Raw genomic sequence first — 12,067 nt, 5'->3', positions numbered from 1 at the left:
GACTCCTGAGGATGCTTGTTGGGGTCAGTCCGGCCGTTCGGCCGGTGGATGAATACGATGTGGGGGAGGCCCGTGGAACATTCAAGCCACCTCCCGAACGCTGTGTTTCCGGTCGCCCGGCGCGTTCAGCGTCGGGCCGGGTCGCAGGTCATTCCCGCCGCCCGGCCCGGCAGGGTCAGTCGGCGGCCACCACCACCAGCGCCGGCCGCAGCAGGCGCTCGTTGAGCAGGTAGCCCTTCTGGAACACGGTCACCACGCTGCCCGGGGCAGCGCCCGGGGTCGGCGCCTGGCTGATGGCCTGGTGGTGCTCCGGGTTGAACGGCTGGCCGATCGGGTCCAGCAGGACCAGGCCGTTGTCGGCAGCGACCTTCAGCAGCTGCTTGTAGGTCAGCTCCAGGCCCTCGCGCAGCGGGTGCGGATCGTCGCCGGCGGCCTTCAGGCCGGCATCCAGGCTGTCGAACACCGGCAACAGCTCGCCCAGCAGCTTCTCGTTGGCGAACTTGCGGGCCTGCTCGATGTCACGGGCAACACGCTTGCGCTGGTTTTCCAGGTCGGCGCGCTCACGCAGCGCATCGGCCTTGACCTGCTCGACTTCGGCGCGCAGGCGCTCGACTTCGTCGTTGACGCCGGCGGTGGCAGCCGCATCGGCGGCACTCTGCTGGGATTCGATATCTGGCTGTTCGTGGTTCATGTCTGGGTCCCTGGCGGTCACTCTCCGCCTCCACCCACCCTAGTGTGGGCGGGATGCTGCGTTTCAAGCGTCGGATGTTCCCGGCGTGCGTCCGGCCGGCGAAAAGGCCGCGCCAAGCACATCGGCGGTGGCCTGGACCAGCGGGATCACCCGGTCATAGGCCATCCGCTTGGGACCGATCACGCCCAGCACGCCCAGCACCTGGCCATTGGCGGTGTACGGGGCAGTGACCAGCGAGACGCCCTGCAGCGGCATCATTCCGGTCTCTTCGCCGATGAAGATGCGCACCCCCGGCGCCTGGATGGTCCGCTCCAGCAGCTGCAGGATCTCGCGCTTGCTGGAGAACAGCTCGAACAGTTCGCGCAGGCGCTCCAGGTCGGACAGGTCCTGCACGCCCATCAAGCGGGTCTGCCCGGCCACCAGCATGTCGTCGGCCGCCGGCTGCAGGGCCTGCTCGGCCAGTTCGATGCTGTGGGCCAGCAACTGCTCCAGTTCGGACCGGGCGTCGCGCAGCTCCAGCAGCAGGCGGGTACGGATCTCGGCCATCGGCAGGCCGGCGAAATGCGCATTGAGGTAATTGGCGACCTGCTCCAGCTGGCCTGGCGCAAACTCCTGCCGGGTCTCGATCACCCGGTTCTGCACCTCGTTGTCGGCAAATACCAGGATCGCCAGCACCCGGCGCCCGTCCAGCGCCACGAAATCGATCTGGCGGAAGGCGAACTGCTCACGCCGCGGCGCGCTGACCACGCCGACGAAGTGGCTCATCGCCGACAGCAGCTCCGAGGCGCTGCCGAGCAGGGCCTGGGTACTGCCGCCACCGGCCAGTTCCTGGCGCAACCGGGCCAGCTCGCCCTCGCCCGGCGGCTGCATCTGCAGCAGGCTGTCGACGAACACCCTATAGCCATGCGCGGTCGGGACGCGGCCGGCCGAGGTATGTGGCGAGGCCAGCAGGCCCAGATCCTCCAGGTCGCCCAGGATGTTGCGGATGGTGGCCGGGCTGACCTCCAGGCCGGCCACGCGCGCCAGCGTCTGCGAGCCGACCGGCTCGCCGTCCTGGATGTATCGCGCGATCAGCGTGCGCAGCAGGTGGCGCGCACGCGGGGCAAGCTGGTCGGGAGAACCGTGCATGGAATCAACCTGTGAGACACGGACACTAGATAATGGCGGCGCATCGCCTTGGCAAGTCATTGGACCTCCCGCGCCCGCGTGCTAGCGTTGCGCGGCTGCTGACACCCCCTTACTCATGCTCAGACATCTTTCGATCAAGGATTTTGCCGTCGTCCGCGCCACCGAACTGGAGTTCGGGCCAGGCATGACCGTGGTTTCAGGCGAGACTGGCGCCGGCAAGTCGCTGATGGTCGACGCACTGGGCTTCCTGTCCGGCCTGCGCGCCGACAGCGGCGTGGTCCGCCATGGCGCCGCACGCGCCGAGCTTTCCGCCGAGTTCGCGCTGGAGCAGCTGCAGGCCGCCCGGCAGTGGCTGGCCGACAACGAGCTGGACGACGAGGACCAATGCCAGCTGCGCCGCGTGATCCGCGCCGACGGCGGCTCGCGGGCCTGGATCAATGGCCGCCCGGTGACGCTGGCACAGCTGGGCGACCTGGCCTCGCTGCTGGTGGAGATCCACGGCCAGCATGAACAGCAGGCGCTGCTGGCGCGCCCGTCGCAGCTGGCCCTGCTGGATGCCTATGCCGGCAACGAGAACGAGCGCCGCCAGGTGCGCCACGCCGCCGCGGCCTGGCAGGCACTGGTCGATGAATCGCTGGCGTTGTCGCAACAGGGCGACGTCAGTGACCGGATCGGCTTCCTGGAGCACCAGCTGCGCGAACTGGACCGCGAGGACCTTGAACCGGAGTCGATCGCCGCACTGGGTGCCAGCCACCGCCGCCAGGCCCACGCCAGCGCCCTGCTGAGCGCCTGCCAGGCGGCCAGCAACCAGCTCAACGGTGAAGACGGCAGCTCCGCGCTGGACCTGCTGCAGCAAGTGCGCCACGAGCTGTCGCGGCTGGTCGAGCACGACCCGCGCCTGGGCGAGGTGGACGGCCTGATCGAGAACGCCTCGATCCAGCTGCACGAAGCCCTGTCGCTGCTTGATCGCGTGCACGACGATCTGGATGCCGACCCGGAACAGTTCGAGGAGAACGAGCGCCGCCTCGGTCGCCTGCACGACCTGGCCCGCAAGCACCGCGTGCCGATGGACGAACTGGGCGCGCAGCGCGAGCGCATGCATGCCGAAGTGGAGCAGCTGCGTGGCGCCGACGAGCGCCTGCAGCGCCTGGCCGGCGAGATCGACAAGGCCGCCGCCGCCTGGCGCGTGCAGGCTGAAGTGCTGACCGCCAGCCGCCGCAGCGCCGCTGCCGAACTGTCGGCCACCACCACCGGCATCATCGCCGAGCTCGGCATGGGCGGCGGCCAGTTCCTGATCGAACTGGAGCCACAGGACAGCGGCAAGCCCGACCCGCAGGGTGCCGAGCGCGTCGAGTTCCTGGTGGCGGCCAACGCCGGCCAGCCGCCGCGCGCCCTGCGCAAGGTAGCCTCAGGCGGTGAACTGTCACGTATCTCGCTGGCCATCGAAGTGGCCGCGCTGGACCTGGATGCAGTGCCAACCATGGTGTTTGACGAGGTCGACTCCGGCATCGGCGGCGCGGTGGCTGATATCGTCGGCCAGAAGCTGCGCGCGCTCGGCGAGAAGCGCCAGGTACTGTGCGTGACCCACCTGCCGCAGGTCGCCTCCAAGGGCCACGCCCATTACCGGGTCAGCAAGGCCCCGGTGGAAGGCATGACCCAGAGCGCAGTGGAAAAGCTGGACAACAAGGCGCGCGAGGAAGAGCTGGCGCGCATGCTCGGCGGCGTGGAAGTGAGCAAGGAAGCGCGCGCCGCCGCCCGCAAGCTGCTGCAGGCCTGAGGCCTGTTCACGGTTATCCACGCATGGCGTGGATCTACAACCCACCCGCACGGTAGTGCCGGCCGCTGGCCGGCAACCCAACACCGGTGGACGATGATCGTGAGGTTGCCGGCCAGCGGCCGGCACTACCCGTATCACCCCAACGGCCGCGTCAGGTCGACGTTCTCCACCAGGAAATCGAGGAACGCGCGCACCCGCAGCGGCAGGTAACCGCCCTGCCCCAGGAACACCGCGTGCACCTCTTCCAGGTCGCCGGGATTGGCCTCTTCCAGCACCGGCAGCAAGCGCCCGGCAGCAATGTCCTCCTGCACCTGGAATGCCGCCAGCCGCGCCATGCCCAGCCCGCCCAGCACCAGCTGGCGCAGCGCATCGCCGTTGCTGGCGCGGGCATTGCCACTGGGCAGCAGCATCCGCTCGCGCCCCTCCTGCAGCAACGGCCACCCCTGCATCGCACGCGCGTGGCCGATGTCCAGCCGGTTGTGCGACTGCAGCTCCTCGGCAGTGCGTGGCAGCCCGTGCCGCTGCGCGTAGGCCGGTGCAGCCACGATCATCATCCGCGTCGCGCCCAGCCGTCGCGCCACCAGACTGGAGCTCTTCAGCGGCCCGGCCCGCACTGCCACGTCGGTGCGCTGCTCCAGCAGGTCGATCACCTCGTCGTTGAGGGTCAGGTCCACGCCCACCTGCGGGTTACGCTCAAGGAACGCCGGCAGCAGCGGCAACAGGAAATGGCGGCCAAACGGTACGTTGGAGTTGACCCGCAGCCGCCCGCGCGGCTCGGCATGGGCGCTGGCACAACGCTCGGCCTCCTCCAGGTCGGCCAGCACGCGCAGGCCACGCTCGTAGAACGCGCAGCCTTCCGGGGTCAGCTGCAGCTGGCGGGTGGAGCGTTGCAGCAGGCGCGTGCCCAGCCGTTGCTCCAGCCGGGCCACCAGCTTGCTGACCGCCGACGGGGTCATGTCCAGCGTTCGGGCGGCGGCGGAGAAGCCACCGGTCTCGATCACGCGCACGAACACTTCCAGTTCGCCAGATCGGTTGATGTCAGGTCGCGCCATGGCAATGAATCCAGTTCACAGATGATTGTCCATGCGCAGTCTAGTTCACAGATAAGCACGGAATCACCATGGCGGTCCCTCCACTCGGGACTGCCCGATGAACCGCTTGAGCCAGCTCACCGCCACCGCCCTGCTCGCCGTGTCCGGCGCCGCCAGTGCCGCATCCGCCCCGCACTGGGTCGCCAGCTGGCAGGCCAGCCCGCAGCCGGTCTGGAACGCGGATTTCCTGTTCCCGACCCTGGTCCCGGCCACACTGCAGGACCAGACCTTCCGCCAGACGGCGCGCATCAGCCTGGGCGGCCCGCGGCTGCGGGTGCGGCTGAGCAATGCCTACGGCACCCAGCCGCTGCGGATCGGAGCAGCCAGCGTGGCCGCACGCGCGGGCGCCATCCCGCAACCGCTCAGCTTCGGCGGCCAGCCCGGGGTGTTGATCGGGCCCGGTCAGGAACAGCTGAGCGATCCGCTCCCGCTGGCCACGGATGACCGCCAGGCAGTGCAGGTCAGCGTCTTTGTGCCGGGGCCGGCAACCGTTCAGACGTTCCATTGGGAAGGCCGCCAGACCAGTTGGATCGCCCCCGGCGACCAGAGCCGGGCCCAGGCCCTGAGCGCAGCCAGCAGCACCACGGCCCGCCTGCTGCTGACCGGAATTGACGTCGAGGCCGGCGCCGACGCGCGCAGCGTGGTGGTGATCGGGGATTCGATCACCGACGGTGCCACCGCCAGCCTCGACCAGGACCAGCGCTGGACCGATCATCTGGCCGCGCGCCTGGCAGCGCGGGGCATGGCCGTGGTGAACGCCGGCATTTCCGGGGGGCGGCTGCTGCGCGACGGCATGGGTGAATCCGCCCTGGTCCGCTTCCGGCGCGACGCGCTGGACCAGCCTGCGGTATCCAGTGTGATCGTGCTGATCGGCATCAATGACATCAGCTGGCCTGGCACTGCGTTCGCCCGGAACCAGGCCCGGCCCACGCTGGCCGAACTGCAGGCGGGGTATCGGACGCTGGCAGAACAGGCCCGCCACCGTGGCGTGCGGATCATTGGCGCCACCCTGCCGCCGTTTGCCGACGCCCTGCCCGGCACGCCACTGGACGACTACTACCACCCGGACAAGGATGCCCTGCGCCAGCGGATCAATGCCTGGCTGCGCACGGACAGCCCGTTCGACGCGGTGATTGACCTGGACGCGGCACTGCGCGACCCGGCCGATCCCTCACGGATGGCCGCCGCCTACGACTCCGGCGACCACCTCCACCCGGGTGATGCCGGCAACCGGGCCATGGCCGAGGCGGTGGACCTGGAGATCCTGCTGGGCCGCAAAGGGTCGGATCCCTTTCCTGAAGGGAAAGGGCTCTGACCCCATCAACGGAAAACCCCGGGCAGGCCCGGGGTTTCGTCGCATCCAGCTGGCCGGAACGGCTTACTTGCGCTTCTTGCGCACGTACAGCACCAGCGAGTGCTCTTCCAGCTCGTAGCCATGGTCTGCGGCGATCTTGCGCTGCAGCTCCTCGATCTCGTGGCTTTCGAACTCGATGATCTTGCCACTGTCCACGTCGACCATGTGGTCGTGGTGGCCGCCACGGTCCAGTTCGTAGACCGCCTGGCCGCCCTCGAAATTGTGCTTGAGCACGAGGCCGGCGGCCTCGAACTGGGTCAGCACCCGGTACACCGTGGCCAGGCCGATCTCGTCGCCGTGCTCCAGCAGCTGGCGGTAGATGTCTTCGGCGGTCATGTGGTGCTGGGCATTGCGCTGCTCGAGCAGCGCCAGGATCCGCATCCGCGGATGGGTCACCTTCAGGCCGACTTTACGCAGGTCGTGGGTTTCCATAGGTCTCCGTTCATTGGCGATTTAGCGCCAGCTGCCTCGGATTGGGTCGCGGTGGCACGCCGGGAGTGTATCATCGGTTTGATTTCCCCAACCGCCAGTCCCGATGCGCAATCTCCTGTTGGTCGCCGCCGTCGCCCTGTCCACCACCGGGTGCGGCATCATCTACAAGCAACCCATCTATCAGGGCAACCTGATCCGGGAAGATGCCGTGGCCAAGCTGCAGGTCGGGCAGAGCAAGCAGCAGGTCACCGCGCTGCTGGGCACCCCGTCCATTCCCGACCCGTTCCACGCCCAGCGCTGGGACTACACCTCCAGCCAGCGCGTGAACCGCCTGGGCCGTACCGAAGTGAAGAACTTCGTGGTGTTCTTCGAGAATGACACCGTGACCCGCTGGGAAGGCGATTACTTCCCGGGCAACGACAAGGCCCTGGCCCAGCAGACCGTGCGCCAGTTCGGCCGCAATCTGCCGAAGGACAAGAAGAAGAAGGGCCGCTGAGCCCCCTGCCCGTCCGCAGGTACGGCTTCCGGAATCAACCGCCGAGCGCGCGACGCCGGCGGTTATCCTTCGGATCTGCCAGCAGCGGGCGCAGCAGTTCGATGCGGTCGCCGTCCAGCAGAACCTGGTGCGGGCGTGCCACTACGCCATGCACGGCGACGGCGGGACAATCGGCACTGCCTTCCAGTGCGGCCGCCGCGACAGCATCGGCGACGGTGGCCCCCTCTTCCAGCTGCAGGCGGCGCGACAGCACCTGCTGCGGCCAGGCCAGTACCACCTCGACCTCGATCATCGCTCAGCCCTCGTCGGCGACGCGGACGAAATCGTTGACCATGCGATCGGCCAGCCCCTGGAAGCCGATCGCCAGCGCCGGACCGAGCAGGCGCGAGCTGGGTTCGAACTCCAGGGTCAGGGTGACCTTGCAGGCATCCTCGGCCAGCGCATGGAATTCCCAGCGGCCGTGCAGCTGCTTGAACGGGCCATCGCGCAGCTGCATATCAATGCTGTGCGGTCGCCGCAGCGTGTTTTCGGTCTGGAACCAGGTGCTGAAAGAGCCCAGGCCGAGGTCCAGGCGCGCCACCAGGCGGTCCTCGCCCTGCTCCATGATCTGGGCGGCCGAGCACCAGCGGAAACGGCTCGGATAGGCCTGGACATCATTGACCAGGTCGAACATGCGCGCGGCCGAATGTTCGACCAGGGCGCTGCGGCGGATAGTAGGCATGAATACAGGACGTTTCGGCAATCGACCGGGCGGGCCCGAATCGGAGACAATACGGAAATGAGCAAGAACAGCGGCAAGGATAAAGCAAAGAGCGCGACGGCCAACAAAACCATCGCGTTGAACAAGCGTGCCCGCCACGAGTACCACATCGAAGAGCGCTTCGAGGCCGGCCTCGCCCTGCAGGGCTGGGAGGTCAAGTCGATCCGCGCAGGCCGCGGCAACATCATCGACGCCTACGCCTATGTGAAGCGCGGCGAGATCTACCTGATCGGCGCACAGATCACCCCGTTGATCCAGGCCTCCACCCACGTGGTGGCCAATGACCGGCGCGAGCGCAAGCTGCTGCTGCACCGGAACGAGATCGACAAGCTGATCGGCAAGGTCGAGCGCGATGGCTACACGATCGTGCCCACTGCGATGTACTGGAGCAAGAACAAGATCAAGCTCGAAGTCGCGCTGGCCAAGGGCAAGCAGACCCATGACAAGCGCGATGCCGCCAAGGACCGCGACTGGGCGATCGAGAAGCAGCGTGTGATGCGTCGCGGCAACCGCGACGCGTAAGGCTGTAGCGCCGAGCCATGCTCGGCTTCGGCAAGAAGGGCAGCCGAGCGCAGGCTCGGCTCTACAAAAGGCGGGTCACCCCGCCAGCATGCCCTGCCCGCGCATGCGCGGTGCCAGCGCCGCGTGCATCACGGCCAGGTGCATTACGACCGCCAGTTCCGGGGCATGCCGGTCATCGCCCGCGCGCCACTGCTGTGCCATCTGGGCCGCATCGGCCGGCAACAGGGCCAGCAGCTGGGCGTCATCCAGCGAATCGGCAGCGCCCTGCAGCTGTCGCGCCAGCTGCCGCGACTGCCACACATGCACGCCGATGCTGAGGCTCGCCAGCGACATCAGGACCACGGCCAGCCCGTGCTCGAACCACTGCGACAGCACTTCCGGCCCCCACAGCAGGGCCGCCAACACCGCCATGCCCGGCAGACGCCAGCCCAGCCAATGGATGCGACCGCGCTGCGACCAATGCACCACCACCGCACTGGCGACCAGTGCTGCGGCCGCTGTGGCCGGCAGTTCGGTCAGCGCGGTGGCCGCAAGCAACGCCGCCAGTACCGCCCAGACCCAACCGGGCGGCAGCGCGCGCCTCTGATAGTCGGCCCCGACGGGCCCGACCAGCTGTCGTAGGCTGCGTTGTTGGCTTGCCTCGGTCACCCACAGTCTCCGTGTTTGTCCTGGCCCGGATGGTCGCCGCCAGTGTGTCGCAAATTCGTGCCCATGACGTTACCAATCCGCTATGACCGAGGCTCTACAACTTGTTGTGGATTGCCAAGGTGACTGTTCAGCTGTTTTGCCGTAGCATTGCCACTGTTGGGCAGGCACTGACCGTGGCGACACGAAACAGGCCTTGTACCTTGCAGAACTTGAAGAAACCGGGGGTGCATTGGTTTCGACGGGGGTTGTGAAGTCGCCTGGCGCATGCCGAGGGGGTAGCTTTCCTCGTAAATCCAGCTGCAAAACTCTAGTTGCCAACGACGACAACTACGCTCTGGCCGCTTAAGGCCTAAGCCTCGAAACCGCTTGTGTCCATGCTCGCGGTGTAGAGTCACTATCATGGAATCGCGCTGGACGGCTGCCTGTCAGTCCGGCACTAGAACACAACAGGCTGGTTCCCGGATGCGCTTTGCGCACCGTGCTGTTCGGGGACGAGATCCAACGGTGAGCTAAGCATGTAGTGCTGGGGATGGAGTGCCTTCGGACGGCGGTTCAATTCCGCCCACCTCCACCAACGAACGGTTCGCAAAGGACCGGAGAAGCCCGGAAACCCCCGCATCACAAGGGTTTCCGGGCTTTTTTATTGTCCGCAGCAGACCGGGGCAATCCGTTTCAATCCATGAGACGGTGGGGGTATATCAAGGGGTATCCGACCGCCCCCACTGAAGCGATACCCCCAATGCCTCTGACCGACGCAGCCATCAGGCGCGCCAAGCCCAGCGACAAGCCGCAGAAGATCACCGACGGTGGCGGCCTTTACCTCTACCTCACCCCGACCGGCGCGCGCAGCTGGCGCTGGAAGTACCGCATCGCCGGCAAGGAGAAGCTGCTGTCGATCGGCCTGTACCCGGATGTCTCCTTGGCGCGCGCCCGCGAGGCCCGCGACGAAGCCCGCCGACTGCTGGCCCGAGGTGTCGACCCTGGCGCGCAGAAGAAGGCCGCTGCCCTCGCCCACTCCGCCCTTGGCTCGGACAGCTTCGAGACCATCGCCAATGAGTGGCTGGCCACACGCCCCTGGGTGCCCAGCTATGCGGAGAAGGTCGAAGCCTGGATGAAGAACGATGTCTTCCCCTGGATCGGGTCGCGTTCTGTAACTGACCTCACCGCGCCGGACTTCCTCCGGGTGGCCCGGCGCATCGAGGAACGCGGCGCGATCGAGTCTGCGCACCGAATCATGCAGAACTGCGGCCAGATCATGCGCTACGCCGTGGCCACCGGCCGGGCCGAGCGGAACCCGGTTGCCGATCTGAAAGGAGCGCTCGCGCCGCCGAAGGAAGCCCACCATGCGGCGATTACCGACCCCGTGCAGCTGGGCGGCCTGCTGCGCTCCATCGAGGCATACGGCGGATCTGCCATCACCAGGGCGGCGCTACGGCTGGCGCCGCTGGTGTTCCTGCGTCCTGGCGAACTTCGGCATGCGGAATGGGAGGAATTCGACCTCGACGCGGCCGTGTGGACCATCCCCGCCAGCAAGATGAAGATGCGTGCAGCGCACCTGGTGCCGCTATCCAGGCAAGCGCTGCAGATCCTGGAGGACATTAAGCCGATCACCGGCCGGCACAAGTGGGTGTTCTCTGGCGCCCGCGATGCCAAACGCCCGATGTCGGAGAACGCCGTTACCGCAGCGCTGCGCAATATGGGTTACGACCGCACGATGATGACCGGCCACGGCTTCCGCGCGACGGCTCGCACCATTCTGGACGAGGTCCTGCACTTCCGCCCGGACATCATCGAGCACCAGCTTGCTCACGCGGTGAAGGATCCCAACGGCCGGGCCTACAACCGCACATCGCACCTGCAGGAGCGCGTGCGAATGATGCAGGTCTGGGCGGATTACCTCGATGGTCTGCGCGACGGCAACGTGGTGAAGCTGCGGGCAGGATGAGGCCTACACGCCCCGCCGCATCTGCTGCAGCCCTGCCCTCACCCACGCCTTGGTGCGGACGTCCCTCGCTCGGGGTTTCGTCTCTGCCGGCGGCTTGCGCGGTTCGAGCGCCGCCTTGATCCGTTCGACCTCCTTCGCTCCGGCCTCGGCCAGACGCCGGGCCTGTTGCCGCTGCTCGCGGGTCGGCGGCAGGCCGGGCAGTGGCGGCTCGGGCTGGATCGGGGTGCTGTCGGTCAGCCGGGCAACCGCCTGGCGCAGGGGAAGATCGGGATAGAGCCTGGCCGCACACCAGCGCTCGGCGTACCGCTTCGCCTGCCGGACGTTGGCCGCGCGCACTTCCTTCACCTGCCACATCTTCTGTCCTTCCATCCATAGCCGGACCCCAGGACCACCGTCGGGCATGACGCTGGCCGTCTCGCGGCCGTTGTACCAAAGCGCCCAGCGCTCGCCGGTCTGGACCCAGCCAGAGGGGATCGGGGCGGTGCGGAAGCCGTGGGAAGAGCGCATGGCCGGAAGGATACGGCTGGCGGTCGCAGATCCTGCGAACGCGGCGGCCACTTGACTGAATCGTTCCGGCAAGGGGGGCCGAAAAGCTGGTCGAGCAAGGCTGCCTTTACTTGTCCTCCGAACGGATGATCTCGAATCGCCCCTGGGAATGGAGCTGGTGATCAACTACCTCCAGGCCGTAGAGGCCGGAAAGGTAGGTCATCAGCTCCCGGAAACTCGTCCTCGCCGTTCTAAGCCATCCTGCGGATAGCTCCTTCAGCCACGGAGGGTTGACCATTTCAAGCAGCTTTTCCTCAGCCTCTTCACGCGACGCGCAGATCGGCCCAGCAACCACCTCGGGCTTGCCATGAGCCAGCTTGTCTCGCAGAGCGAATAGCCTCGCTGCGTATTGCAGCTGCTTGCCGCCCCAGTCCGCCTCCTTACCAGCGTGAAGATGCAGCACATTGACCTTGTTCCGCCATGGGATGCGTTCAATCTCATCCCAGAATTCAATCTTCCTGGCGCCAAGGGAGTTCAAATAGGCCTCCACGGTGAAGGCCATAAACACCACCACAGGAAGCAGTTCAGCTGCCGAGTGCGGCTTCTTTTCCAGCTGCGAAATCATCACCATCAGGGCTTCGTACGCCTTCCCCTGCGCGGTGAATTCCATGTATGGCTTGAACTGCTCCGTCCCCATGACCGTCCGGAATTGTCAGTGGCATCACAGCCGAGAGCGT

14 protein-coding genes and 1 other RNA gene are annotated in these 12,067 nt (G+C 67.0%); 6 read left to right on the top strand and 9 right to left on the bottom strand.

The genetic code is table 11. The features are described 5' to 3' along the window. Positions 1–175 precede the first annotated feature (175 nt). Complete coding sequence (gene grpE, locus ACM0PY_RS06345; protein WP_049416918.1) at positions 176–691, bottom strand: nucleotide exchange factor GrpE; 516 nt, start codon at positions 689–691, stop codon at positions 176–178. A 63-nt stretch (positions 692–754) separates the two neighbouring features. Then, positions 755–1,819, bottom strand: coding sequence for a heat-inducible transcriptional repressor HrcA (gene hrcA / locus ACM0PY_RS06340; RefSeq protein WP_005416180.1), 1,065 nt, complete (start codon positions 1,817–1,819; stop codon positions 755–757). 115 nt (positions 1,820–1,934) lie between these two features. On the opposite strand from hrcA, the gene recN reads away from it, so the two are divergent. Continuing rightward, positions 1,935–3,596, top strand: coding sequence for a DNA repair protein RecN (gene recN / locus ACM0PY_RS06335; RefSeq protein ID WP_065179665.1), 1,662 nt, complete (start codon positions 1,935–1,937; stop codon positions 3,594–3,596). Positions 3,597–3,730: 134 nt separating this feature from the next. Here the strand turns inward: recN and ACM0PY_RS06330 are convergent, their stop codons facing one another. Beyond that, positions 3,731–4,648, bottom strand: coding sequence for a LysR family transcriptional regulator (locus tag ACM0PY_RS06330; RefSeq protein WP_111202027.1), 918 nt, complete (start codon positions 4,646–4,648; stop codon positions 3,731–3,733). A gap of 97 nt (positions 4,649–4,745) precedes the next feature. Here ACM0PY_RS06330 and ACM0PY_RS06325 point away from each other — a divergent pair, with 97 nt between their 5' ends. Further along, positions 4,746–6,002, top strand: a complete 1,257-nt coding sequence (locus ACM0PY_RS06325; RefSeq protein WP_180884503.1) for an SGNH/GDSL hydrolase family protein — start codon at positions 4,746–4,748, stop codon at positions 6,000–6,002. Positions 6,003–6,065: 63 nt separating this feature from the next. Here ACM0PY_RS06325 and fur read toward each other — a convergent pair whose 3' ends face one another. Further along, positions 6,066–6,473 carry a ferric iron uptake transcriptional regulator gene (gene fur, locus ACM0PY_RS06320; protein WP_005409235.1) on the bottom strand — a complete coding sequence of 136 codons (408 nt, stop codon included), beginning with the start codon at positions 6,471–6,473 and terminating at the stop codon, positions 6,066–6,068. 103 nt (positions 6,474–6,576) lie between these two features. Here fur and ACM0PY_RS06315 point away from each other — a divergent pair, with 103 nt between their 5' ends. Then, on the top strand, positions 6,577–6,969 hold the full coding sequence (locus tag ACM0PY_RS06315) for an outer membrane protein assembly factor BamE (protein WP_005409234.1): 393 nt from the start codon (positions 6,577–6,579) through the stop codon (positions 6,967–6,969). Positions 6,970–7,003: 34 nt separating this feature from the next. On the opposite strand, the gene ACM0PY_RS06310 is transcribed toward ACM0PY_RS06315, so the two are convergent. Together ACM0PY_RS06310 and ACM0PY_RS06305 are read right to left on the bottom strand one after the other, a co-directional pair. Beyond that, positions 7,004–7,261, bottom strand: coding sequence for an RnfH family protein (locus ACM0PY_RS06310; RefSeq protein WP_134972719.1), 258 nt, complete (start codon positions 7,259–7,261; stop codon positions 7,004–7,006). Between the two features lie 3 nt (positions 7,262–7,264). Next, positions 7,265–7,690: a type II toxin-antitoxin system RatA family toxin gene (locus ACM0PY_RS06305; protein ID WP_061477941.1), complete on the bottom strand. Its 426-nt coding sequence runs from the start codon at positions 7,688–7,690 to the stop codon at positions 7,265–7,267. A 57-nt stretch (positions 7,691–7,747) separates the two neighbouring features. Here ACM0PY_RS06305 and smpB point away from each other — a divergent pair, with 57 nt between their 5' ends. Beyond that, positions 7,748–8,251, top strand: a complete 504-nt coding sequence (gene smpB / locus ACM0PY_RS06300; protein WP_005416174.1) for an SsrA-binding protein SmpB — start codon at positions 7,748–7,750, stop codon at positions 8,249–8,251. Positions 8,252–8,326: 75 nt separating this feature from the next. On the opposite strand, the gene ACM0PY_RS06295 is transcribed toward smpB, so the two are convergent. Further along, positions 8,327–8,899 carry a hypothetical protein gene (locus ACM0PY_RS06295; protein ID WP_061477942.1) on the bottom strand — a complete coding sequence of 191 codons (573 nt, stop codon included), beginning with the start codon at positions 8,897–8,899 and terminating at the stop codon, positions 8,327–8,329. Positions 8,900–9,119: 220 nt separating this feature from the next. On the opposite strand from ACM0PY_RS06295, the gene ssrA reads away from it, so the two are divergent. Together ssrA and ACM0PY_RS06285 are read left to right on the top strand one after the other, a co-directional pair. Then, positions 9,120–9,473: a transfer-messenger RNA gene (gene ssrA, locus ACM0PY_RS06290) on the top strand. A 165-nt stretch (positions 9,474–9,638) separates the two neighbouring features. Next, on the top strand, positions 9,639–10,844 hold the full coding sequence (locus tag ACM0PY_RS06285; protein WP_495493249.1) for a phage integrase central domain-containing protein: 1,206 nt from the start codon (positions 9,639–9,641) through the stop codon (positions 10,842–10,844). Between the two features lie 3 nt (positions 10,845–10,847). Here the strand turns inward: ACM0PY_RS06285 and ACM0PY_RS06280 are convergent, their stop codons facing one another. Both ACM0PY_RS06280 and ACM0PY_RS06275 read right to left on the bottom strand, forming a co-directional pair. Further along, positions 10,848–11,351: a hypothetical protein gene (locus ACM0PY_RS06280; RefSeq protein ID WP_414609468.1), complete on the bottom strand. Its 504-nt coding sequence runs from the start codon at positions 11,349–11,351 to the stop codon at positions 10,848–10,850. A 106-nt stretch (positions 11,352–11,457) separates the two neighbouring features. Further along, a complete protein-coding gene (locus ACM0PY_RS06275) occupies positions 11,458–12,000 on the bottom strand; it encodes a hypothetical protein (RefSeq protein WP_414609467.1) in 543 nt (180 codons plus the stop codon). Positions 12,001–12,067 lie beyond the last annotated feature (67 nt).

This window comes from Stenotrophomonas sp. BR163 (genome assembly GCF_047520985.2).
In the GTDB taxonomy this organism is placed as follows: domain Bacteria; phylum Pseudomonadota; class Gammaproteobacteria; order Xanthomonadales; family Xanthomonadaceae; genus Stenotrophomonas; species Stenotrophomonas sepilia.
Note: the sequence above shows the minus strand (reverse complement) of the source record. Positions and strands in the feature narration are given on the sequence as shown.